A 22,080-nucleotide genomic window follows, 5' to 3' on the forward strand; every position below is an offset into this window, starting at 1 on the left:
ATCTTGCCAAGCGCTTGCCGGGCTTCGCCTGACACCCGCTGGCGTAGGGGGAATTACATTTGGAGCACCACAGCGCACCTGTTAAAATCCGCCGCCTGACCCACTGGCCAACGGTTTAAACTACCCCATGAGCGAACAGAAGCCTTCCCTGACCTACCGCGACGCCGGCGTTGATATTGACGCAGGCAACGAACTCGTAAGCCGCATCAAGCAGACGGCGGCACGCACCAAGCGTCCGGAGGTTCTGGGCGGCCTCGGCGGCTTCGGCGCCATGGTGTCGATTCCGGCCGGCTACAAAGAGCCGGTGCTGGTGTCCGGTACTGACGGCGTAGGTACCAAGCTCAGACTGGCCATGCAGCTGCAGAAACACGACAGCATCGGCATCGATCTGGTCGCCATGTGCGTGAACGATCTGGTGGTCGGCGGTGCCGAGCCCCTGTTCTTCCTGGACTACTACGCCACCGGCAAGCTCAACGTGGACGTGGCCGCCCAGGTGGTGTCCGGCATTGGCGAGGGCTGCGAGCAGGCCGGTTGCGCCCTGGTCGGCGGCGAGACCGCCGAGATGCCCGGCATGTACGAAGGTGAAGACTACGACCTGGCGGGCTTCTGCGTGGGTGTGGCCGAACGCAGCGAAATCATCGACGGCAGCCGGGTCCAGAGCGGTGACATCCTGCTGGCACTGGGCTCCTCGGGCCCGCACTCCAACGGCTACTCGCTGATCCGCAAGATCCTCGACGTCAGCAACGCCGACCTGGACCAGCCGCTGGGTGACACCACCCTGGCCAACGCCCTGATGGCCCCGACCCGCATCTACGTCAAGAACCTGCTCAAGCTGATCCGCGAAGTGGATGTCCGCGCCCTGTCCCACATTACCGGTGGCGGCCTGCCCGAAAACATTCCCCGGGTCCTGCCGAACGGCACCGTGGCCGCCATCGACACCACCAGCTGGACCCTGCCGCCGGTGTTCCAGTGGCTGCAGGAGGCCGGCGGCGTCGCCAGCGAAGAGATGTACCGCACCTTCAACTGCGGCATCGGCATGATTGTCTGCATTCCGGCCGAGCAGAAGGCGCTCGCCATGGACACCCTGAACGCGCTGGGCGAAACCGCCTGGCAGGTGGGTGTGATTGAAAGCGACGACGACGCAGACGCTGAGCCGTCTGTGCGTTACGCCCCGGGGCTGCTGTCGGCATGAAGGCAGATCAAGCTCCCCTGCCCCGCATCCTGGTCCTGGCCTCCGGCAGCGGCACCAATCTGCAAGCGCTGATCGAAGCCAGCCGGGATCGGGATTTCCCGGGCCAGATCTGCGCCGTTGGCTGCAATCGCCCCAATGCCTTTGCCCTGGAGCGGGCCGCCCAGGCGCACCTCGAGACCTTCGTGGTGGACCACACCAAATACGAGTCCCGCGAGGAATTCGACGGCGCGTTGATGGCCGAGATCCGCCGGCACAACCCGGACCTGGTGGTGCTGGCCGGCTTTATGCGCATCCTGACCACGGACTTTGTCCGGGCCCTGCGCGGCCAGCTGCTCAATATCCATCCGTCGCTGCTGCCCAAGTACACCGGGCTGAACACCCATCAGCGCGCCCTGGACGCTGGCGACCATCTGCACGGGGTGTCGGTGCACTTTGTCACCGAGGAGCTGGACGGCGGCCCGGTCATCGCCCAGGCCGAAGTGGCAGTGGCTCCGGACGATACCGCCGAGTCGCTGGCGGAAAAGGTCCAGGAAAAGGAGCACATCCTGTATCCCATCGTCGTGCGCTGGTTCTGCGAAGGCCGCATCAAGCTGGGCAGCGACTATGTGCTGTTTGACGGCGAGCTGCTCAAGCAACCCATGCGCCTGCCCGATAACTGAGTCGCACCCTGAACGGATTGTCATCTCCCCTTCCCGGGTAACCCGCTAGACTGTCGCCATACAGGACGGCTTTTTAGGTTACCCGATATGCATTTCAATCGAACGACCACCAAGGAACTTGTCCGGCCAGCGCTTGCCGGGCTGCTGCTGGGCGCCCTCGCCCACCCGGTGCTGGCCCAGGAGCCGGTGCCGGCGCCCATCTCCGAGCTGACTCCCTACGAAGTCACCTACACGGCCTCAATGGACAAGGGCATCTCCCTGAATGGCACCGCCACCCGCACCCTCAGCGAAAAAAGCGGAGGCGTCTGGCTGTACCGCACCGATGTGGATTCGTTCATCGCCGACATCGACGAATCCCTGATCCTGAAATGGGAGAACAACCGAGTGGTTCCGCTCCGCTACCGATACCGCTTGTCCGGCTTCCTGATCAAGGACCGGGAACAGAGTATCGATTTTGACTGGGACGCCGGGGTGGCGACCGGCAAATACCGGGGCAAGTCGTTCAAGCTGGACCTGGAGGAAGGGGCACTGGATCCGCTGGGCTTCCAGCTGCAATTAAGCCAGGACATCAAAGCCGGCAAACGGGAGATGGCGTACCAGGTCATCGACGGCGGCGACTACGACAACGACCGCTTCGCCGTGATCGCCGAGGAGGCCTTGACCACGGACCGGGGCGACGTGGACACCCTGAAGGCGGAGAAAGTGCGGGACCAATCCTCCAAGCGCGAAACTCTAATGTGGTTTGCTCCCGGCCAGGACTACCTGCTGGTTCGCCTGCGCCAGGTGGAGCCCGATGGCAGCAGCTACGAGCTGCGGCTGAACCGGGCCAAGGTCAGCAGCCGCTAGCGGTCGAGGCCGGCCTCGGCCCAGACCCCCTTCACTTCGTCCGCGATGATGCGCAACCCTTCAGCCACCCGGTCGTCGTCCTGGGAATAGGTCACCCGGAGGCACTCGTGGCGATGACGCCAGTCGTCGTCCGGCAGTCCCGGGAAGAAATAGTGACCGGACACCACCAGCACGCCCCGGGCTTTCAGACGCTGGTACAGCTCCAGGCTGGTGATGGGCAGGTCTGGGAACCACAGCCACAGGAACATGGCGCCCTCGGGCTTGTGGATGTACCAGCGACAGCTGTCCTCGCCCATGGCCGCCCGGAAGGCCGCCACCGCTTTTTCCATCTTGGCCTTGTAGAACGGGCACACCACCTCCCGGCTCAGGGACAGGATTTCGCCGGAGCGCACCAGCGGGTCGGCCACCATGGCACCGAAGCTGCCGGTGGCCAGGTTCATGATGGCATTGATGCCCGACAAGGCCTTGATCACCGGCTTGGCCGCAATCACGATACCGGTTCGGGCCGCCGGCAGACCCAGTTTGGACAGGCTCAGGCACAGGATGACCTGCTCGTTCCAGGTCGGCTCGGCGTCCACGAACAGCAGGCTCGGGAACGGAGTTCCGTAGGCGCCATCGACGATCAGGGGCACATCGTGCTCCCGCGCCAGCCCCTCCAGGCGTGCCAGTTCCTCGTCGGTGATCACGTTACCGGTGGGATTGGTCGGGCGGGACACGCAGATGGCGCCGGTTTCGCCGGTGACCTCGACGGCGTCGAAATCGACCCGGTACTTGAACTCGTGGGCGTCGGTGAAGGAGATGTCCGGCTGCACCGCGTGGAACAGATCCGGCTCGATGCCGGCGTCGGCGTAGCCGATGTACTCGGGCGCCAGGGGCAGCAGGATGTGCTTGCGCTGGCCGTTGCCGAAATCGCCGCCGAACATGTTGAAGAGCATGAAAAACGCCGCCTGGCTGCCGTTGGTCAGCGCGATGTTTTCCGGCTCCAGGCCCCAGCCGTACTCCCGGTTCAGCAATTCCGCGAGCGCCGCGATGAACTGTTTCTCGCCCTGGGGCGGATCGTAGATACCCACCAACCGCCGCACGTCGCCTTCGCTGCGACTCATGTCCGCCAGAATCTCCTGCACCCGGGCCTGGACCTCGGGCACATGGCCGGGGTTGCCCCCGCCCATCATGATCATGTCGTCGCCGGACGCCATGGCGTTACCCAGGTCGTCCATCAATGAGGTGATGCCGGCGTCGGCGGTGAACTTGCGACCAAATGCGGAGAGTTTCATGGCGATAAATCCGTCTTTGCACCAAGTGGGTTGAACCGTCAGCACTGGGGACAGTTTAGCCTGCCCGGGCCGAGCGGTTTATTCGGACAGGGAGATGCCCAGGTTGCTGACGCCCTCGTTGGCGGCGTCGGCCTGGAGCCGCTCGACAAACTGCTCGGTTGGAGTGCGCTGGCGTTTGAGCGCCAGCACCAGGTCGCGCTGAAAGGCCTTGTCTTCCTTCATCAGCGGATGCTGGTCAAGCAGCCGCACCAGTTCGTCTTCGTCCAGTCCCTCACCCTCGGACACTTCGACGAAGCTCATGACGGTGCCGGTGGCCATCTGCGAGGCCTCGGTGGCCCGGTGCTTGGCCGGATTCAGCCGGTTCAGCAGCGCCTGCTCCAGCAGCTGACAGAAATCAAAGGCCGGGTACACGCCGTAGGCGTCGTAGGCCTCGACATCCGGTGACAGGGTTTCCAGCTTGGCCAGCAGTTGCGGGATGGCCGATTCGGCCACATCCTTCTGCAGCATGTCCCAGCCCAGATCCAGCATCTGCCGCATCTTGCCGCCGGTTTTCAGGCCCACGGCGTCGGCAAACAGCGCGTAGTTCGGGAAGGAACGCTCGGCCAGCGCCAGCAGGAAGGCGCATTCGCGCCACCCCTGGAGTTGGGCAATGGCTTTCAGGAACTGGTTGGCGTTCATGTCCGGGGCAGGGTCACGCCGGTCTGGCCCAGGTACTTGCCGCCGCGGTCCTTGTAGCTGGTCTCGCAGACTTCGTCCGATTCGAAGAACAGCATCTGCGCCACGCCTTCGTTGGCGTAGATTTTCGCCGGCAGGTTGGTGGTGTTGGAGAACTCCAGGGTCACCTGGCCTTCCCACTCCGGCTCGAGCGGGGTGACGTTGACGATGATGCCGCACCGGGCGTAGGTGGACTTGCCGAGGCAGATGGTCAGCACGCTGCGCGGAATGCGGAAGTACTCGACGGTGCGCGCCAGGGCAAAGCTGTTCGGCGGGATGATGCAGACGTCACCGGTGTAGTTGACGAAGCTGTTCTCATCGAAGTTCTTCGGATCCACGGTGGCGGAGTGGACGTTGGTGAAGATTTTGAACTCGTTGCTGCAGCGTACGTCGTAGCCGTAGCTGGAGGTGCCGTAGGAGATCACACGGCCCTTTTCGGATTCACGGACCTGACCGCTTTCGAACGGTTCGATCATGCCCTGTTCTTCGGACATCCGGCGAATCCACTTGTCGGATTTGATGCTCATGGGTGAAGTCTCGTATCCACTGGGAAAAATTGGGGCGTAGTTTACCCTGTCGCTTGGGTTGTGTCGAAGCCCGGCAAGTGGCAGTCAGTGGGGGCTGCGGTTGCAGGCACCACCGGCCAAAAACCGCTACAAGCACATCCATGTGCGCTTGTCTCCGGCCATCCCTGGCCTCCAAAATTTTTGGCCGGTGGTGCCTGCAACCGCGATCAAGCCTTCGGCAGCCTGCCCCCTTCGATCAGTGCTCTGTCACCGAGACGCTGGAGATGGAACCAGTCAGGTTGCGCTCCCGGGTGGACAGCTCGGCCCCAACCCGACGGGCGATATCCCGGTATCGGCGGGCCACTTCGGAGTCTGGCTCGGCCACCACCGAAGGCTGGCCGCCGTCGGTTTGCTCGCGGATGGTCATGTGCAGCGGCAGCTGGCCCAGCAGGGTGGTGTCGTATTCGTCGGCGATGCGTTCGCCGCCGCCCTGGCCGAACAGCGGTTCTTCATGGCCGCAGTTGCTGCAGATGTGCACGCTCATGTTCTCGACCACGCCCAGCACCGGGATGTCGACTTTACGGAACATTTCGATGCCTTTCTTGCCGTCCAGCAACGCGATGTCCTGGGGCGTGGTGACGATGACGGCGCCGGTCACCGGGACTTTCTGGGCCAGGGTGAGCTGGATGTCGCCGGTGCCCGGGGGCATGTCGACCACCAAGTAGTCGAGTTCGTTCCACAGGGTCTGCTGCAGCAACTGCATGACGGCGCCGCTGACCATCGGGCCGCGCCAGACCATGGGGGTTTTGTCGGTGACCACGAAGGCCATGGAGTTGGCCTGCAGGCCGTGGGCTTCCATGGGTACGAAGTATTTGTTTTCGCGGGTGTCCGGGCGCTTGCCTTCGGGCACGCCCAGCATCATGCCAATGCTCGGGCCGTAGATGTCGGCGTCGAGGATGCCGACCCGGGCGCCTTCGGCGTGCAGGGCCAGAGCCAGGTTGACGGCGGTGGTGGATTTGCCGACGCCGCCCTTGCCGGAAGCCACAGCGATGATGTTTTTCACGCCCGCTACCGATGGCAGGTCTTTCTGGACCTTGTAGGAGTGGATCTTCTGACCAACGTGGACCTCGGCGCTCTCGACGCCATCGACGTTCTCCAGGGCCACGGTCACCAGCTGTTTCAGGGCTCCGGCAATGCCCTTGGACGGGTACGGCAGCTCGACCATCAGGGTCACTTTGCCGTCATCGTCGGTGTTGAGGGCCTTCACGGCGTCCAGTTCGTAAAGGTCTTTCTGGAGGTACGGATCGCGGTACTCGCGAATCGCCGTTTGCAGGGCCTGCTCAGAAATCTGTGTCATCGGGTTCTCCGGAATAAGCTCATGCTTGATTTTAAGCACGGAAACAGGGGATTCGGGTGAAAAATTTCTGCCCGGAAGGTATCATCTGTGCCCGTTTCTGACCACACAACCCCTACTTTGAAGAAAGGTTCGGACACACCATGACGCAAGCGAGTCCCAAGCAACAGCGCGACATTCTGGTCACCAGCGCCCTGCCCTATGCCAATGGCCCCATTCACCTGGGCCATCTGCTGGAATACATTCAGACCGACATCTGGGTGCGCTACCAGAACATGCGGGGCCAGAACTGCTATTACGTTTGCGCCGACGATGCCCACGGTACCGCCATTATGCTGCGTGCCGAGCGCGAAGGCATCTCTTCCGAGCAGCTGATTGACCGGATCCGCGACGAGCATCAGCAGGACTTTGCCGGTTTCCACATCCGTTTCGACAACTACTACACCACCCACTCGGAGGAGAACCGCCAGTTCTCCGAGTACATCTACCGTCAGTTGCAGGAAAACGGGCACATTGCCACCCGCAAGATCACCCAGTCCTACGACCCGGAAAAGAACATGTTCCTGGCGGACCGGTTCATCAAGGGCACCTGCCCCAAGTGCAAGACCGAGGACCAGTACGGGGACAACTGTGAAGCCTGTGGCGCCACCTACACCCCGGCCGAGCTGATCAACCCGCGCTCCGCGGTCTCCGGCGCCACGCCGATCGAAAAAGAGTCCGAGCACTATTTCTTCAAGCTGCCGGATTTCGCCGACTTCCTGGCCAACTGGACCCGCAGTGGCACCCTGCAGCCGCAGGTCGCCAACAAGCTCTCCGAGTGGCTGGACGCCGGCCTGCAGGAGTGGGACATCAGTCGGGATGCGCCTTACTTCGGGTTTGAGATTCCGGACGCGCCGGGCAAGTACTTCTACGTCTGGCTGGACGCCCCCATCGGCTACCTGGCCAGCTTCAAGAACCTGTGCAACCGCGAAGGCATCGACTTCGAGCACTTCTGGAAGGCCGATTCCACCGCTGAGGTCTATCACTTCATCGGCAAGGACATCATCAACTTCCACGCCCTGTTCTGGCCGTCCATGCTGCACGACGCCGGCTTCCGGACACCGAGCGCGGTCTGGGCCCACGGTTTTGTGACCGTCAACGGCAAGAAGATGTCGAAGTCCCGCGGTACCTTCATCATGGCCCGCACTTACCTGGATCACCTGAATCCGGAGTACCTGCGCTACTACTTCGCCGCCAAGCTGACCGGCGGTGTCGACGACATGGACCTGAACCTTGAGGACTTCGCGGCCCGGGTGAACTCGGACCTGGTGGGCAAGGTGGTGAACATCGCCAGCCGCAGCGCCGGCTTCATCACCAAGCGCTTCGACGGCCAGCTGGGTCAGGTGACCGAGCACGGCAAGATCCGCGAATTCATCGAGGCCGGCCAGGAAATCGAAGAGTTCTACGAGGCCCGGGAATTCGGCCGGGCCATGCGCCGGATCATGGAACTGGCGGACATCGCCAACCAGTACGTGAACGACGAGCAGCCCTGGGTGATCGCCAAGCAGGAGGGCCAGGAGGAGAACCTGCAGGCCATCTGCACCAACGCCATCAACATGTTCCACCTGCTGATGACCTACCTGGCACCGGTGCTGCCGGAAACCGCCAAGGCCTCCGAAGCCTTCCTGAACGCCACTCTGGACTGGAATGACCGCGAGCAGCGCCTGGAGAACCACGGCATCAACAAGTTCAAACCGCTGATGAGCCGGGTCGACATGGCGCAAATCGAAAAGATGCTGGACGCCTCCAAGGAAGAGCTGCCGGCGGCCACCGGCCAGCCCGCGGCCCAGCAGCAAGAGGCCAAGCCAGCCCAGGACCTGGAGCCGGTGGCTGACGAAATCGAGTTTGGCGATTTCGCCAAGGTGGATCTTCGGGTCGCCAAGATTGTCAAAGCAGAACACGTTGAAGGTGCCGACAAGCTGCTGCGCCTGACCCTGGACATCGGCCACGGCGAGCGCAATGTCTTTGCCGGCATCAAGTCCGCCTACAAGCCGGAAGAGCTGGAAGGCCGGCTGACGGCCATGGTCGCCAACCTGAAGCCACGGAAGATGAAGTTCGGCCTGTCTGAGGGCATGGTGCTGGCCGCCGGCCCCGGTGGTAAGGACATCTTCATTCTGTCCCCCGATTCCGGTGCCACACCGGGCATGCGGATCATGTAAGCGACGAGCAAGGCGGTAGAGCTCCGATGACCGAGTATTTGCTGATCCTGGTCAGCACCATTCTGGTGAACAACTTCGTGCTGGTGCAGTTCCTCGGGCTGTGCCCGTTCATGGGTGTGTCCGGCAAGCTGGAAACGGCCATGGGCATGTCCCTGGCCACCACGTTTGTACTGACCCTGTCGTCGGTGTGCAGTTACCTGGCCTACACCTACCTGCTGGCGCCACTGGACCTGGCGTTCCTGAAGACCATCACCTTCATCCTGGTGATCGCGGTGGTGGTCCAGTTCACCGAGATGGTGGTGCGCAAGACCAGCCCCCTGCTGTACCGGGTGCTCGGCATTTTCCTGCCGCTGATCACCACCAACTGCGCCGTGCTCGGCGTGGCCCTGCTGAACCTCAACCGCAACAACAATTTCGTGGAGTCGGTGCTCTACGGCTTTGGTGCGGCGGCCGGGTTCTCCCTGGTGCTGGTGCTGTTCGCCGCCATGCGAGAGCGCATCGCGGTGGCGGACGTGCCTGTGGCCTTTCGCGGCGCGGCCATTGGCATGGTCACCGCGGGTCTGATGTCATTGGCGTTCCTGGGCTTCACCGGCCTGGTGAGTGTGTAGGGGAGGCTCGCTGTATGTGGACAGGCATTGTCATCGCTGTTCTGGTTTTGCTGGCCCTGGCCGTGGTCTTTGGCGGCCTGCTCGGTTTTGCCGCGGAGCGCTTCCGGGTTGAGGGCAACCCCCTCGTGGAGCAGATTGATTCCCTGCTGCCCCAGACCCAGTGCGGTCAGTGTGGTTTTCCCGGCTGCCGGCCCTACGCCGAGTCCATCGCCGAGGGCGATGCCATCAACAAGTGCCCGCCCGGCGGCGAATCCACCATCAAGGCCCTGGCCGACCTGCTGGATGTCGAGCCCCAACCGCTGGATGCCGAGCACGGGGTCGAGCAGGCCAAACGCGTCGCCGTGATCCGCGAGGACGAGTGCATCGGCTGCACCAAGTGCATCCAGGCCTGCCCGGTGGACGCGATTCTTGGCGCCGCCAAGCACATGCACACCGTCATCGAGAGCGAGTGCACCGGCTGCGACCTGTGCGTTGAGCCCTGCCCGGTCGACTGCATCGACATGGTCACAGTCGAGCCGGACATCCGCACCTGGACCTGGACGCCGCCCAAATCCGGCCTGATCGCCACCGACCGACAGGGAGCCAGCGCCTGATGACGCAACTGTGGGATTTCGCCGGCGGCATTCACCCCCCGGAAAACAAGCATCAGTCCACCGCCCGGCCGATTCGTACCGCCGAGGTGCCCGAACGGCTGGTGTTGCCACTGCAACAGCACATCGGCGAGCCCGCGGCCGCCGTGGTCGAGGCTGGTGACCGGGTGCTCAAGGGTCAGGTCATCGCCGATGTCGCCGACGGCCTCGGGGTGCCGGTACATGCCCCCACGTCCGGCGTGATCGACAGCATCAGCGAGTTGCCGGTGCCGCACCCCTCCGGCATGACCGACCGCTGCATTGTCCTGCGCCCGGACGGCGAGGACGAATGGATCCAGCTACACCCGGCCACCGACTACCGCGAACGCGAGCGCACCGAGGTATTGGAGCTGATCCGCAACGCCGGCATCTCCGGCATGGGCGGGGCCGGCTTTCCCAGCAACATCAAGCTGCGGCCGCCGAAAGAGCGCAAGGTCGATACCCTCATTCTCAACGGCGCGGAATGCGAGCCCTACATCACCGCCGACGACATGACCATGCGCGAGCGCGCCGACGACATTGTCGCCGGGCTCAAGATCATGGCCTGGATCCTGCGCCCGGGCCGTTGCATCATCGGCATCGAAGACAACAAGCCGGAAGCCGTCGAGGCCCTGCGGACTGCCATCGAGGGCACCCAGATCGAACTGGCGGTGATTCCTACCAAGTACCCATCCGGCGGCGAGAAACAGCTAATCCAGATCCTCACCGGCATGGAGGTGCCCAGCGGTGGCATCCCCGCCGATATCGGCGTGATGTGCCAGAACGTCGGCACTGCGGTCGCCGTGGGCCATGCGGTCCTTGAAGGCAAGCCCCTGATTTCCCGCGTGGTCACCATCACTGGCGAGGCGGTCCGTGAGCCCGGCAACTTCGACGCCCTGCTCGGCACCCCCATCGACCATCTGCTGGCGCAGGCAGGCCTGATGCCGGAGCAGGTCAACCGCCTGGTCCTCGGCGGCCCGATGATGGGCTACACCCTGACCACCACCGCGGTGCCGGTGATCAAGACCAGCAACTGCGTGATTGCCGCCACCGCCACCGAACTGCCGGCACCGCCACCGGAGCAGCCCTGCATCCGCTGTGGCCAGTGTGCCGAGGCCTGTCCCATGGAGCTGTTGCCGCAGCAACTGTTCTGGCACGCCAAGGCCACCGAGTTCGAGAAAGCCGAGCACCTGAACCTGTTCGATTGCATTGAATGCGGGGCCTGCTCCTACGTGTGCCCGAGCTCCATTCCCCTGGTCCAATACTACCGCTACGCCAAGGGCGAAATCCGGGTGCAGCGCGCGGAGCAGCTCAAGGCCGACCGTGCCCGAGAGCGCTTTGAGGCCCGCCAGCAGCGCCTGGAACGGGAGCAGCAGGAAAAGGAACAGCGCCGCAAGGAGCGGGCTCAGGCCGCCGCCGAAGCCCAGGCCAAGAAGAAGGCGGAAGCGGAGAGAGCCGCCGCCGAAGGATCCGCGGTGGACGAACGCGCCGCCAAGGCCGCACTGGTTGAGCAGGCCCTGGCCCGGAAAAAGGCCAAGGCCGACGCCGGTAAGCCGGCCGCCTCGGCCGAAGTCCCGGCGCCGACACCGGAGAAACCGGACCTGGAGGCGCTGGAAAAACAGCTGACCCAGGCCCAGTCCAAACTCGAAACCATGCAGGGCATGCTGGAAGACGCCAAAGCCCAGCAAGCCGACAACGTGGACAAGCTCGAGCGCGCGGTTGCCAAGAACCATGATCGGGTGCAGCGCGCCGAGACGGCCCTGACCGAGGCTCGCCAGCAGCTGGCCGCCGAATCCCCGACCACCGACTAACCGACTTCAGGCCTCAATTTCATGGCATTCGTTCAACAGTCCTCACCCCATGCCCGCCGGGCCCGGCCCACGTCGCGGCTGATGCTGTGGGTGATCGTCGCCACCCTGCCGGGCCTGCTGGCACAGACCCTGTTCTTTGGCTGGGGCAATTTGATCAACGTGGTCTGGTGTGTGACCGTGGCCCTGGCCAGTGAAGCGGCGATTCTGAAACTGCGGCAGAAGCCCGTGGCGTTCTTCCTCAAGGACAACACTGCGGCCCTGACCGGCCTTTTGCTGGGCCTGTCCCTGCCCCAGTTCGCACCCTGGTGGGTGTCGGCCATTGCCGTTGTCTCCGCCATCGTCGTCGCCAAGCAGCTCTATGGCGGCCTGGGTTCCAACCCGTTCAATCCCGCCATGGTGGGCTACGCCCTGGTGCTGATCTCGTTTCCGGTGGCCATGACCACCAACTGGGCCGAGCCGGCCTTGCTCTGGGACGGAGCGCCCGGCTTCGGCGACACCTTGGCCGCCATTGCCTCGGTGCAGCAGACCACGGTGGATGGCTGGACCATGGCCACCCCCCTGGATGAGTACAAGCACAAGATTGTCAGCCTCACCGCCGAGGAAGTCGTTCAGCACCCGACCTTCGGTGACGGCGTGGCCCGCGGCTGGGAGTGGGTAAACGGCGCGTTCCTGGCCGGCGGCCTGGTGCTGATCGGCCTGCGCATCATCACCTGGCACATTCCGGCCGGGGTGCTGGGTGGACTCGTCATCATGAGCCTGGCGTTTGGTAGCAACGCCGACCTGTACGCGCCCCTGACCCTGCACCTGCTCGCCGGCGGCACCATGCTCGGCGCCTTCTTCATTGCCACCGACCCGGTATCCGCGGCCACCAGCCACCAGGGCAAACTGATCTACGGCGCCGGCATCGGCGTGCTGATCTACGTCATCCGCACCTGGGGCGGTTACCCCGATGCGGTGGCGTTCAGCGTCCTGCTGCTGAATTTCGCCGTGCCCTTCATCGATCACTACACGCCACCGCGCACCTACGGCCACCACAAGGCCCGCCGCGGTGTGCCCGGCAGGACCCAGGGGTAAGTCATGGCGGCACTTGCACACTCCATTCGTCGCAGCGCCATTGGTTTGGGGCTGTTTGCGGTCATTACCGGCGGCACCATCGCCATGACCCAGGCGCTTACCAAGGATCGGATTCAGACCCAGGCAGCGCGGGCCGAGGCCAAGGCCCTGTTCGAGATCATTCCGGAGTCGGCCCACGACAACAACCTGCTGCGCGACACGGTCCAGTTGCCGGCCAGCGACCGCTTGAGCACCGAGGGGCCGTTGACGGTCTGGGTGGCCCGCCGCGATGACCGGCCGATCGGTCTGATCATGCCGATCACGGCGCCGGACGGCTACTCCGGCGACATCCACCTGCTGGTGGGCGTGGATCTGCAAGGCACGGTCATTGGGGTTCGGGTGACCAGCCACAAGGAAACCCCCGGCCTGGGCGACCGGATTGAGCGACGGAAATCGGACTGGATCACCAGCTTTGACGGCCGCTCCCTGGAGCAGCCCTCGGCCAGCGGTTGGGACGTGAAGAAAAACGGCGGCGAGTTCGACCAGTTTACCGGTGCCACCATCACACCACGGGCCGTCGTCAACGCGGTGGAGAAAGCCCTGGTCTATTTTGAGCAACACCGCCCGGCCATTCGGGAACTGCTGAACGCGCCCCCCGTCCCTGGCCAGAAAGCCATCACCCCGGACGCCCTTGCCGGCCACTCATCCAGCCCGGAGCATTCGTAATCATGGCCACCAAAACCTCTCGGGAAATCATCCGCGACGGTCTCTGGACCAACAACCCGGCCCTGGTGCAGGTGCTTGGCCTGTGTCCGCTGCTGGCGGTGACCAGCACCGTGGTCAACGCCATCGGTCTTGGCCTGGCCACCCTGCTGGTGCTGATGGGTTCCAACCTGGCGGTGTCGCTGATCCGCAACTTCGTCGGTGAATCGGTGCGGCTGCCCGCGTTCGTGATGATCATCGCATCCTTTGTCACCTGCGCCGAGCTGCTGATGCAGGCCTTCACCTACGAGCTGTACCAGATTCTGGGCATCTTTATCCCCCTGATCGTGACCAACTGCGCCATTCTGGGCCGGGCGGACGCCTTCGCCTCCAAGAACGGCCCCATGCCGGCCCTGCTGGATGGCGCAATGATGGGCCTGGGCTTCCTCGCCGTCCTGGTGGTGCTGGGCGGCCTGCGGGAACTGCTGGGCCAGGGTACCCTGTTCGTGGACATGAACCTGCTGCTGGGCCCGGGCGCCGCCGACTGGGTGATCCGGCCGTTCGACACCTACCCGGATGTGCTGTTCATGGTGCTGCCGCCGGGCGCCTTTGTCGGCCTCGGCCTGCTCATCGCCCTGAAAAACGGCATCGACAACCATCTGGAACAACGCCGCAAGGCCGCCGAGCCGGCGCCCACCACGTCGGGCAGCAAGCGCGTGCGGGTTACCGGCAACGTGTCCTGACGGCAGCGAACAGGTTATCGACCCTATGAACAAACAGAAGCGCACTGAGATCTTCACCCGGCTTCGGGATGCCAATCCCAACCCGACGACTGAGCTGAATTACTCGACCCCGTTCGAGCTGCTGATTGCCGTGATCCTGTCGGCCCAGGCCACCGACGTGGGAGTGAACAAGGCCACCGACAAGCTGTTCCCGGTTGCCAACACCCCCGAGGCCATCCTGGCCCTGGGCGTCGACGGGTTGAAGGAGTACATCAAGACCATCGGCCTGTTCAACAGCAAGGCCGAAAATGTGATCAAGACCTGCCGCATTCTGATCGAACAACACGGCAGCCAGGTGCCGGACAAGCGGGAGGCTCTGGAAGCGCTGCCCGGAGTCGGCCGTAAGACCGCCAACGTGGTGCTGAACACCGCTTTCGGGCACATGGCCATGGCCGTGGACACCCACATCTTCCGGGTCTCGAACCGGACCGGCATTGCCCCTGGCAAAACCGTGCTGGACGTGGAAAAACGGCTGATGCGCCTGGTGCCCAGGGAGTTTCTGCTGGACGCGCACCACTGGCTGATCCTGCACGGGCGCTACACTTGCACCGCGCGCAAGCCCAAGTGCGGCGCCTGCATGATTGAAGACCTGTGCGAGTTCAAGGACAAGCGGGACTATCAGTAACCGGTCGGCCCATCGCCGGGCGACAGTGGCCATAAAAAAGCCGGCACTGGGTGCCGGCTTTTTTGCTGCGAGGCAACGGCTCAGCGCTGGCCCAGCATCTTCTCCTTCAGGTCTTCCTGGGCGGGCTTGTCCGACAGCCAGATACCAAACAGAGCCTTCTTGAAGGCCAGGCTACCGACCGTGTCCCTGTGTTTGCCATTCTTCAGGACCTTTACGCCCTCCCCGGGCAGATACACCAGGTCAAACACGTCGCCTTCCTTGATCTCTTCCGCGAAGACCGCCATGAACTGGTCCACGTCGGCCTGGATGGTGGCCATGTCACCACCGGTGGAGGCCTGGAACCCCTCCAGCGTGGCTTCGGTCATGCGCTCGCTGGTGATCATGCCGGAGATGATGTGCAGGGTGATGGCCTGGGGTTCATCGGCGTTGATCACCGCCTGGCCGTCGTTGATGGTTTCCGGCACGTACAGGCCACCGACGTACAGGTCCATGAACCATTTGGACCGGGTACCGGCGCCATTGAGCTTGAGCTCGGTGTTCATGGCGGAATAGGTTTCCGGAACATCCACACCTTCCACCGTCAGGGCCGACGCCGGCGCGCACAGGGCAGCGCCAAGCACCAGAGACAATACACCGGTTGAGAGAGCCTTTTTCATAGTCCTTTCCTTTTGGTCGTTATTATTGAGTGTTCATTCGTCACCGGGCGTCGACACCCTTATCCCAGCCCGGTCCGCGCATTCTATCAACGACGGGGAACCACCAGTCGGAACCTGGTTCTCATTTGCGGTGACACTGAAACAGAAAAACCGGCGGGGTTTCCCCAGCCGGTTTTTATTGGAAGGATCTTGGATCGGTTACTTGAACAGCAGGTTTCCGGACAGGCCTTCTTTTTCCAGGATCTCGCGCAGACGGCGCAGCGCCTCCACCTGAATCTGGCGCACCCGCTCCCGGGTCAGGCCAATCTCCTGGCCCACTTCTTCCAGGGTACTGACCGGGTAACCCCGGAGACCGAATCGGCGGGACAGCACTTCCTGCTGTTTGTCGCTGAGCTGGTCGATCCACTTCTCCAGGCAGGAACACATGTTGTTGTCCTGCAGCAGGTCTGCCGGGTCCGTCGCACCTTCATCGGCGACCGTATCCAGCAGGGATTTCTCGCCGCCGGAACCGATCGGGGTGTCCATGGACGCGACCCGCTCGTTCAGCCCGAGCATGCGCTTGACGTCGGCCACCGGCTTGTCGACCATACGGGCGATTTCTTCCGCGGAGGGCTCGTGATCCAGCTTCTGGGTAAGCTCCCGGGCCGCGCGCAGGTACAGGTTGAGTTCCTTGACCACATGAATCGGCAGCCGGATGGTCCGGGTCTGGTTCATGATGGCGCGCTCAATGGTCTGGCGAATCCACCAGGTGGCGTAGGTTGAGAAACGGAAACCGCGCTCCGGGTCGAATTTCTCCACCGCGCGAATCAGCCCCAGGTTGCCCTCTTCGATCAGGTCCAGCAACGTCAGGCCGCGGTTCACGTACCGGCGGGCGATCTTCACCACCAGTCGCAGGTTACTCTCAATCATGCGTTTGCGGCCGGATTCCTCGCCTTTACGCGCGAGTCGGGCGAAATAGACCTCTTCTTCCGGCGTAAGCAACGGGGAGAACCCGATTTCGTTAAGATATAGCTGGGTGGCGTCTAGCTGCTTCTGGCTCGTGAAGTAGCGACCCTGGGTGGGAATTTCTTCGTCGGCATCGGAGCTGTCGTTGGCGGACGCCTTGTCGACTTTCTCCTCTGCGAGCAATTGATCCTCGGACTCGTCCTCGTCCGCAACACGGTCAATGATGATTTCTTCCTGGTCTGCTGACATGATTCTTGCCCCGCCTCTCAATAATCCTGGATGTTCGTCCCCTACTTCTTGTTCTTGCGGACGTTATTCGTAATCCTACTTTTCTTCTTCAGGACATCTTCTGGTTGGCCGGTTACCTGGGTAACCGTTTTCTTGTTCTTTTTTGACTGCGGTTTTTTCTGTCAGTGCCGGGGGTGAGAGATCACAGCGTCCTGTCTGTATCGTCGCTAGCGTCTTGGCAGGTAGTGCGCGGGATCAACCGGATTGCCGTTCTTTCGGATTTCGAAATGCAACATGGGTCGTTCAGCGCCACTGCTACCGAGCTCTGCGATCACCTGACCGGCTTTCACATCCTCCCCTTCCTGCACCAGAATCTTCCGGTTGTGGGCGTAAGCACTGAGATAGTGCTCGTTATGATTCACGATAATCAGGTTGCCATACCCAAGCAACCCGTTGCCGGCGTACACCACGTTTCCACTGGCGGCCGCTCTCACAGCATCACCGGCTTTTCCGGCAATATCAATACCTTTGTTGACTTTTCCGGATGATGAATATCCAGCAATTACGGTGCCAACGTGTGGCCAGCGCCAGTTGACCCTGGCGACGGTCTGGTTCTGGGACGCCAGCGGGGCCGCCTTGTCCGGCGCCCGGGTGACCGTGGGTTTGGGCGCGGACTTGGCGGTCGGCGCGGGTGCCCGTGCCGTGCGTGTCGGCGGCGCCTTGCTGGCCACTGCTTTAGTCTGCCTGCCGGATGTGACAGTTCCGCGAAGGTCGAGCCGCAGTACCTGGCCCGCTTTCAGATGCCAGGGTGGCTTGATGCCATTGGCACTGCCCAGTTCGCGGTAGTCACGGCCATAACGCCAGGCAATGCTGTACAGGGTTTCGCCCGGCTTCACCACGTGCCGTCCCCAGTAGACTGGCGGGTTGTAGATGTCGTCCTGATAGAGCGCGGGGGTGTTACAGCCCGAGACCAGGGCGGTCAGGGCCAGAAGAACCACCAGCAGCAAGCGGCGGCCAGATTGTTTTGAGGCACGGCCCAGAGCCTGGGCACCGGGAGGGAACCGCGGGGACGCCGTCTGGGCGGCATTGATGAACCCACGCAAAAATCTCACAAGAATAAAAACTGTCCAGTTATGAAAAATCCGTATAAAGCGTTTGGCCTACTGATTTGAAATCTAAGCTTTCAAAACTAACTTGCTAATATATTGCACAATTTATTACACAATCCAAGTTACTCACCTGCCATGGTTGTTACCGGCGGAAACACCCGTTTTGTGCGTTAGGTAACACTTTTTGAACAGGTAACCTGGCGGCTCATCACGACACCTGATGACGGGCGTGACGAGCGCCAAACCACTCGACCACCAGCACCAGGCCAAAACCAGCCACGGCAATCAGGGCCGCCATCAGCACCTGCGGGTCCTGCCCGGTCAGGTCGGAAAACGCAAACGGACTGATGCTGCTCTCGTTCAAAGGCACTTGCTCACCGGCGCTGTTGGTGCGCCAGCTCACAGTCTGTTTCCAGGGCCAGACCTTGTTCAGCGCACCGATCATGAAGCCGGTCAACAACGCCAGCACCAGGTCGTGGAAGTGATTAAAGGCCCAGGTGATGACTCGGGCAATGGATAACAGGCCCAGCACGCAACCGGCCATGAACAGCAGCAACACAGCAACGTCCGCGGACTTGATGGCGTCGAGTACCGGCGCGTACATGCCGATGATCACCAGGATAAAACTTCCCGAGATACCCGGCAGGATCATGGCGCAGATGGCCAGCGCCCCGGCGCCGAAGAACGCAGGGGCCGACACCCCCAATTGCCCGGCCGGCAGGGTGGTGATCCACCAGGCCAACACAATGCCGAGCACCAGCGGCACTGCCAGGGGCCAGCGATAGTGCCGGACCTGCCGCCCGACATGCCAGACCGAGGCAACAATCAGCCCAAAGAAGAAGCTCCAGATCAGGATTGGATAGGTCTCCAGTGCATAGCTGATGGCAGAGGCGAGCGTTGCAATGCTGGTCAGGACCCCAGCCAGCAGGCACACCAGGAAGGTGCCGTCACAGCGCTGCCAGAAGCCGACCACCTGCCCTCTCAGCAACTGCTGTACGAAGGCACCAGGCACCTGGTTGATGGCCTCCAGAAGGCGGAAGTAGATGCCCGTGATGAAGGCGATGGTGCCACCGGACACGCCGGGAACGATATCCGCCGCGCCCATGGCCATGCCGCGCAGGAACACCGCGGCCGGGTGGTGCCGGCGACTGGTCTCGTCACCGGGCTGCTGATGCTCGCTCAACGGATCACCCCACCCAGCAGGGGCACGAAGTGCACCGGCTCCAGCTCCTTGAAATCGAAACGCTCGCCCCGGCGCACGACCTGGACCAGGGTCTGCTGTTCTTCACCCACCGGCGCGATCAGCACGCCGCCGTCACTGAGCTGGGCCAGCAGTTCCTTGGGCACTTCCACCGGCGCGGCGGTCACGATGATGCCATCAAACGGCCCCCGGTCGGGCCAGCCCATGCCGCCATCGGCGTGCTTGAGCAACACATTGCGGGCGTTCAGCTGGCGCAACCGGTCCCGGGCCCGATCCTGCAGTGGGCGGATTCGCTCGACACTGTAGATCTCCTCGAACAGCTGGGACAGCACCGCGGTCTGGTAACCCGAGCCGGTACCCAGCTCCAGGACCCGTTTGGGCGAATGGGCCAGCAGCAATTCGGTCATGCGCGCCACGATGTAAGGCTGGGACAGGGTCTGGCCATGACCGATGGGCAGGGAGGTATCCTCATACGCTCGGTGCGACAGGGCCTCATCGAGAAAGATGTGGCGGGGCACATCGGCAATCACCTCCAGCACCCGGTCCGATTCGATCCCGGCCTCGCGCAGCCGCTGCACCAGACGCAGGCGGGTGCGCCGGGAGGTCATGCCAATGCCTTGAAGCTGAGCGGTCATGCCGGCCCCTCCCCGTTGGCACCCAGACCCTCCACCCACTCCCGGAGCGAAACCAGGGCGTCGTGGCGAGTCATATCGATGTGCACCGGGGTGATGGAGACAAACCCTTCCCGAACGGCGTGAAAATCGGTGCCGGGACCGGCATCGCCACCGGCACCGGCGGCGCCAATCCAATAGCGCTCCTTGCCTCGGGGACAGGTCATGGGCACGGCACCCTCAGCGCGCTCACGATGGCCCAGGCGGGTGACCCGGAATCCGTTCAACTGATTCCAGGGCAGATCCGGAACATTGACGTTAAGGATGGATCGCGGCCCCAGCGCCAGCGGCCGCGGACTCTCCAGCAACTGGCGCACCACTCGGGCCGCGGTTTCATAGTGGAAATGGCCATCGTTGACCAGGGACACGGCGATGGCGGGCAGGCCCAGGTGCCGGCCCTCCATGGCCGCGGCCACGGTGCCGGAATAAATAATGTCATCGCCCAGATTGGCGTGGGTGTTGATGCCGGACACAACCCGGTCGAAAGCCTCCGGGAACAGGCCATTGACGGCAAGATGCACACAGTCGGTAGGGGTACCGTCGACGGAGCGGAAGCCGTTCGGGTGCTGCTCCACGGTGAGCGGCCGGTTCAACGTCAGCGAGTTGCTGGCCCCGCTATGGTCCCGGTCCGGGGCCACCACGGCCAGCTCGCCCAGCCCTTCCAGCCCCTCTTTCAGGGCCACCAGCCCCGGCGAATGGACGCCGTCATCGTTGGACAACAGAATACGCACAGTGTTCTCCGCTAGCTTCGTTCTTTGTTATCACGGCCGAGGCTCAGGTCCTCCAGCTCAAAAATATCACTCAACACGGTGGTCGCGTACTGGCCCGGGGCCAGACTGAACCCCAGCTGCAGGCTACCGTCGCCCAGCCAATCCCAAGTCAGTGCCCGGGGTTGCACCACCAGCGGGCGACGCTCCGGTTTCATCCGGGTAGTGGCGAACAGGGCCAGCACCTCTGGCCACTGGTCGACCACCTCGCGCTCGACGTCCCCCAGGGGGGGCTCAGCGCCGGTGCCACCGTCTCCCCACAGCGGGCCTGTTGGAACCGGCTCGTCCAGGGTCAGCCCCGGGTCACCGGCCATGGGGGTCAGCCAACTGCCATCCTCGACCCGGCTGGCCAGCACCTCGTTGAACAACCAGGAACGTGCCGCCGAAAAGTACAATACGTTTTTAGACGCGTCTCTGCCAGCGCGGTGTTTGCCTTTGCGACCCCGTCCTCCCTGACGGCGCCGGGAGTCCATGGCCGAGGGATCCATGGCCACCGCCCGATCCAGATTGGCGCCGTGGTGGCCAAAGCGCTGAGGCCCGAAATAATTGGGCGCTCCCTGCTGCTGCAGGCGCACCAGCGCCGCCTCCAGTTCAGGACGGTCGCCACGAACCTGGCGCAGGGTAATGAGGAAACGGTTGCGCTGGTGCTCGCCCCGGCGCAGCTTACGCGGATGGCGGCAGACGGCGTGCACGGACCAGCGCTCCGACACCGCCCGAATAAAGGCGGGATCGTCCTGCTCCAGGCCAGGACGATAAATACTGAACCACTGGCGGGTCACCGCATGACGGTCCTTCAGGCCACAAAAACCAACATCGAAGGACCGGCAGCCGGACAAAGTCGCCAGTTCCCGGGCGACATAGTCGGTATTGTCACCGGTTTTCTCCAGCCGCAGGCACAGGTGTTCGCCCGCGCCGGTTACCGCCAGGGCTTCCGACCGATCCGGGAAACCGTCGAGTTGCTCGTCCACCTGAAAATCCTCGGGACAGGACTTGAGCTGGGCCTGGGCCAGCCGGCCGCCGCCGGAGGTTGGCCAGTCCAGCCGCCAGTGTCGCCGAGACTGACCGGACTCACTCATGCCGTCACCGGCTCCAGCAGACACACGGCCTGACAGGCAATGCCTTCGCCACGGCCGGTAAAACCCAGTTTTTCCGTGGTGGTGGCTTTAACGCTCACCCGACTGGCAGGGATACCGAGGTCCTCGGCAATGTTCAGACGCATGGCCTCGACGTGGGGCGCCATCTTCGGGGCCTGGGCAATGATCGTGCTGTCGATGTTGACCACACCATAACCCTCGTCTCGCACCCGCTGCACCACCCGACGCAGCAGATCGCGACTGTCGGCTCCGGCCCACTCATCGCTGGTATCCGGGAACAGGTGTCCGATATCGCCGAGTGCCACCGCCCCCAACAGCGCGTCCGCCAGCGCATGCAACAGGACATCGCCATCGGAGTGGGCTTTCAGACCCTGGGAATGAGGAATCGAGACCCCACCGAGCACCACCGAATCGCCCTCACCAAAGGCGTGGACGTCAAAGCCCTGACCAATTCGCATATTCGACTCCGGGAAACGT

Annotated in this window: 23 protein-coding genes; 11 read left to right on the plus strand and 12 right to left on the minus strand. The window is 63.2% G+C overall.

Annotated elements, in window-relative coordinates:
• The first annotated feature begins 127 nt into the window (after positions 1–127).
• From purM to U5822_RS17185, 3 genes are all read left to right on the plus strand, one after another.
• Positions 128–1,192 carry a phosphoribosylformylglycinamidine cyclo-ligase gene (purM, locus tag U5822_RS17175; protein ID WP_322856822.1) on the plus strand — a complete coding sequence of 355 codons (1,065 nt, stop codon included), beginning with the start codon at positions 128–130 and terminating at the stop codon, positions 1,190–1,192.
• Positions 1,189–1,851, plus strand: coding sequence for a phosphoribosylglycinamide formyltransferase (gene purN, locus U5822_RS17180; protein WP_322856823.1), 663 nt, complete (start codon positions 1,189–1,191; stop codon positions 1,849–1,851). Before purM ends, purN begins: the two co-directional genes overlap by 4 nt.
• 87 nt (positions 1,852–1,938) lie before the next feature.
• Entirely contained in the window at positions 1,939–2,697 is a 759-nt protein-coding gene (locus U5822_RS17185) for a DUF3108 domain-containing protein (protein ID WP_322856824.1), read from the plus strand.
• On the opposite strand, the gene U5822_RS17190 is transcribed toward U5822_RS17185, so the two are convergent.
• The 4 genes from U5822_RS17190 to apbC all read right to left on the minus strand — a co-directional run bounded on the left by U5822_RS17190 (position 2,694) and on the right by apbC (position 6,548).
• Positions 2,694–3,971, minus strand: coding sequence for a valine--pyruvate transaminase (locus U5822_RS17190; protein WP_322856825.1), 1,278 nt, complete (start codon positions 3,969–3,971; stop codon positions 2,694–2,696). The genes U5822_RS17185 and U5822_RS17190 overlap by 4 nt on opposite strands.
• 78 nt (positions 3,972–4,049) lie before the next feature.
• Positions 4,050–4,649, minus strand: coding sequence for a YjaG family protein (locus U5822_RS17195; RefSeq protein ID WP_322856826.1), 600 nt, complete (start codon positions 4,647–4,649; stop codon positions 4,050–4,052).
• The gene (dcd, locus tag U5822_RS17200) at positions 4,646–5,212 is read right to left on the minus strand and encodes a dCTP deaminase (protein ID WP_322856827.1); all 567 of its coding nucleotides are present in this window, start codon (positions 5,210–5,212) and stop codon (positions 4,646–4,648) included. The genes U5822_RS17195 and dcd overlap by 4 nt, the downstream gene beginning before the upstream one ends.
• Before the next feature lie 235 nt (positions 5,213–5,447).
• Positions 5,448–6,548: an iron-sulfur cluster carrier protein ApbC gene (gene apbC, locus U5822_RS17205; protein WP_322856828.1), complete on the minus strand. Its 1,101-nt coding sequence runs from the start codon at positions 6,546–6,548 to the stop codon at positions 5,448–5,450.
• 140 nt (positions 6,549–6,688) lie between these two features.
• Here apbC and metG point away from each other — a divergent pair, with 140 nt between their 5' ends.
• The 8 genes from metG to nth are packed head-to-tail and all read left to right on the plus strand — an operon-like array spanning position 6,689 to position 14,932.
• Positions 6,689–8,743, plus strand: coding sequence for a methionine--tRNA ligase (metG, locus tag U5822_RS17210; RefSeq protein ID WP_322856829.1), 2,055 nt, complete (start codon positions 6,689–6,691; stop codon positions 8,741–8,743).
• Between the two features lie 26 nt (positions 8,744–8,769).
• Positions 8,770–9,351: an electron transport complex subunit RsxA gene (gene rsxA, locus U5822_RS17215; protein WP_322856830.1), complete on the plus strand. Its 582-nt coding sequence runs from the start codon at positions 8,770–8,772 to the stop codon at positions 9,349–9,351.
• A 14-nt stretch (positions 9,352–9,365) separates the two neighbouring features.
• Positions 9,366–9,944, plus strand: a complete 579-nt coding sequence (rsxB, locus tag U5822_RS17220; protein WP_322856831.1) for an electron transport complex subunit RsxB — start codon at positions 9,366–9,368, stop codon at positions 9,942–9,944.
• A complete protein-coding gene (gene rsxC / locus U5822_RS17225) occupies positions 9,944–11,770 on the plus strand; it encodes an electron transport complex subunit RsxC (RefSeq protein ID WP_322856832.1) in 1,827 nt (608 codons plus the stop codon). The genes rsxB and rsxC overlap by 1 nt, the downstream gene beginning before the upstream one ends.
• 21 nt (positions 11,771–11,791) lie before the next feature.
• Positions 11,792–12,844, plus strand: a complete 1,053-nt coding sequence (gene rsxD, locus U5822_RS17230; protein ID WP_322856833.1) for an electron transport complex subunit RsxD — start codon at positions 11,792–11,794, stop codon at positions 12,842–12,844.
• A 3-nt stretch (positions 12,845–12,847) separates the two neighbouring features.
• Positions 12,848–13,549 carry an electron transport complex subunit RsxG gene (gene rsxG, locus U5822_RS17235; RefSeq protein WP_322856834.1) on the plus strand — a complete coding sequence of 234 codons (702 nt, stop codon included), beginning with the start codon at positions 12,848–12,850 and terminating at the stop codon, positions 13,547–13,549.
• Positions 13,550–13,551: 2 nt separating this feature from the next.
• Positions 13,552–14,268 (plus strand): electron transport complex subunit E, encoded by a 717-nt coding sequence (locus U5822_RS17240; protein ID WP_322856835.1) that lies wholly within the window; start codon positions 13,552–13,554, stop codon positions 14,266–14,268.
• 25 nt (positions 14,269–14,293) lie between these two features.
• Positions 14,294–14,932 (plus strand): endonuclease III, encoded by a 639-nt coding sequence (nth, locus tag U5822_RS17245; RefSeq protein WP_322856836.1) that lies wholly within the window; start codon positions 14,294–14,296, stop codon positions 14,930–14,932.
• An 80-nt stretch (positions 14,933–15,012) separates the two neighbouring features.
• Here nth and U5822_RS17250 read toward each other — a convergent pair whose 3' ends face one another.
• The 8 genes from U5822_RS17250 to ispF all read right to left on the minus strand — a co-directional run bounded on the left by U5822_RS17250 (position 15,013) and on the right by ispF (position 22,061).
• Positions 15,013–15,588 carry a chalcone isomerase family protein gene (locus U5822_RS17250; RefSeq protein ID WP_322856837.1) on the minus strand — a complete coding sequence of 192 codons (576 nt, stop codon included), beginning with the start codon at positions 15,586–15,588 and terminating at the stop codon, positions 15,013–15,015.
• A gap of 198 nt (positions 15,589–15,786) precedes the next feature.
• Complete coding sequence (gene rpoS / locus U5822_RS17255; protein ID WP_322856838.1) at positions 15,787–16,782, minus strand: RNA polymerase sigma factor RpoS; 996 nt, start codon at positions 16,780–16,782, stop codon at positions 15,787–15,789.
• Positions 16,783–16,988: 206 nt separating this feature from the next.
• Positions 16,989–17,768 (minus strand): peptidoglycan DD-metalloendopeptidase family protein, encoded by a 780-nt coding sequence (locus tag U5822_RS17260; protein ID WP_322856839.1) that lies wholly within the window; start codon positions 17,766–17,768, stop codon positions 16,989–16,991.
• Between the two features lie 310 nt (positions 17,769–18,078).
• Positions 18,079–19,053, minus strand: coding sequence for a polyprenyl-phosphate transporter (locus tag U5822_RS17265; protein ID WP_482194202.1), 975 nt, complete (start codon positions 19,051–19,053; stop codon positions 18,079–18,081).
• Positions 19,050–19,706 (minus strand): protein-L-isoaspartate(D-aspartate) O-methyltransferase, encoded by a 657-nt coding sequence (locus tag U5822_RS17270; protein ID WP_322856840.1) that lies wholly within the window; start codon positions 19,704–19,706, stop codon positions 19,050–19,052. The genes U5822_RS17265 and U5822_RS17270 overlap by 4 nt, the downstream gene beginning before the upstream one ends.
• Complete coding sequence (gene surE, locus U5822_RS17275) at positions 19,703–20,473, minus strand: 5'/3'-nucleotidase SurE (protein WP_322856841.1); 771 nt, start codon at positions 20,471–20,473, stop codon at positions 19,703–19,705. Before surE ends, U5822_RS17270 begins: the two co-directional genes overlap by 4 nt.
• An 11-nt stretch (positions 20,474–20,484) precedes the next feature.
• Positions 20,485–21,585, minus strand: coding sequence for a tRNA pseudouridine(13) synthase TruD (gene truD / locus U5822_RS17280; protein ID WP_322856842.1), 1,101 nt, complete (start codon positions 21,583–21,585; stop codon positions 20,485–20,487).
• Positions 21,582–22,061, minus strand: coding sequence for a 2-C-methyl-D-erythritol 2,4-cyclodiphosphate synthase (ispF, locus tag U5822_RS17285; RefSeq protein WP_322856843.1), 480 nt, complete (start codon positions 22,059–22,061; stop codon positions 21,582–21,584). The genes truD and ispF overlap by 4 nt, the downstream gene beginning before the upstream one ends.
• Positions 22,062–22,080 lie beyond the last annotated feature (19 nt).

Source organism: Marinobacter qingdaonensis, from assembly GCF_034555935.1.
GTDB classification, from domain to species: domain Bacteria; phylum Pseudomonadota; class Gammaproteobacteria; order Pseudomonadales; family Oleiphilaceae; genus Marinobacter; species Marinobacter qingdaonensis.

Excerpts from the sequence above, each read along its gene's own strand:
- purM (WP_322856822.1), top strand. The coding sequence starts at position 128 with ATGAGCGAACAGAAGCCTTCCCTGACCTACCGCGACGCCGGCGTTGAT.
- purN (WP_322856823.1), top strand. The coding sequence starts at position 1,189 with ATGAAGGCAGATCAAGCTCCCCTGCCCCGCATCCTGGTCCTGGCCTCC.
- U5822_RS17185 (WP_322856824.1), top strand. The coding sequence starts at position 1,939 with ATGCATTTCAATCGAACGACCACCAAGGAACTTGTCCGGCCAGCGCTT.
- U5822_RS17190 (WP_322856825.1), bottom strand. The coding sequence starts at position 3,971 with ATGAAACTCTCCGCATTTGGTCGCAAGTTCACCGCCGACGCCGGCATC.
- U5822_RS17195 (WP_322856826.1), bottom strand. The coding sequence starts at position 4,649 with ATGAACGCCAACCAGTTCCTGAAAGCCATTGCCCAACTCCAGGGGTGG.
- dcd (WP_322856827.1), bottom strand. The coding sequence starts at position 5,212 with ATGAGCATCAAATCCGACAAGTGGATTCGCCGGATGTCCGAAGAACAG.
- apbC (WP_322856828.1), bottom strand. The coding sequence starts at position 6,548 with ATGACACAGATTTCTGAGCAGGCCCTGCAAACGGCGATTCGCGAGTAC.
- metG (WP_322856829.1), top strand. The coding sequence starts at position 6,689 with ATGACGCAAGCGAGTCCCAAGCAACAGCGCGACATTCTGGTCACCAGC.
- rsxA (WP_322856830.1), top strand. The coding sequence starts at position 8,770 with ATGACCGAGTATTTGCTGATCCTGGTCAGCACCATTCTGGTGAACAAC.
- rsxB (WP_322856831.1), top strand. The coding sequence starts at position 9,366 with ATGTGGACAGGCATTGTCATCGCTGTTCTGGTTTTGCTGGCCCTGGCC.
- rsxC (WP_322856832.1), top strand. The coding sequence starts at position 9,944 with ATGACGCAACTGTGGGATTTCGCCGGCGGCATTCACCCCCCGGAAAAC.
- rsxD (WP_322856833.1), top strand. The coding sequence starts at position 11,792 with ATGGCATTCGTTCAACAGTCCTCACCCCATGCCCGCCGGGCCCGGCCC.
- rsxG (WP_322856834.1), top strand. The coding sequence starts at position 12,848 with ATGGCGGCACTTGCACACTCCATTCGTCGCAGCGCCATTGGTTTGGGG.
- U5822_RS17240 (WP_322856835.1), top strand. The coding sequence starts at position 13,552 with ATGGCCACCAAAACCTCTCGGGAAATCATCCGCGACGGTCTCTGGACC.
- nth (WP_322856836.1), top strand. The coding sequence starts at position 14,294 with ATGAACAAACAGAAGCGCACTGAGATCTTCACCCGGCTTCGGGATGCC.
- U5822_RS17250 (WP_322856837.1), bottom strand. The coding sequence starts at position 15,588 with ATGAAAAAGGCTCTCTCAACCGGTGTATTGTCTCTGGTGCTTGGCGCT.
- rpoS (WP_322856838.1), bottom strand. The coding sequence starts at position 16,782 with ATGTCAGCAGACCAGGAAGAAATCATCATTGACCGTGTTGCGGACGAG.
- U5822_RS17270 (WP_322856840.1), bottom strand. The coding sequence starts at position 19,706 with ATGACCGCTCAGCTTCAAGGCATTGGCATGACCTCCCGGCGCACCCGC.
- truD (WP_322856842.1), bottom strand. The coding sequence starts at position 21,585 with ATGAGTGAGTCCGGTCAGTCTCGGCGACACTGGCGGCTGGACTGGCCA.
- ispF (WP_322856843.1), bottom strand. The coding sequence starts at position 22,061 with ATGCGAATTGGTCAGGGCTTTGACGTCCACGCCTTTGGTGAGGGCGAT.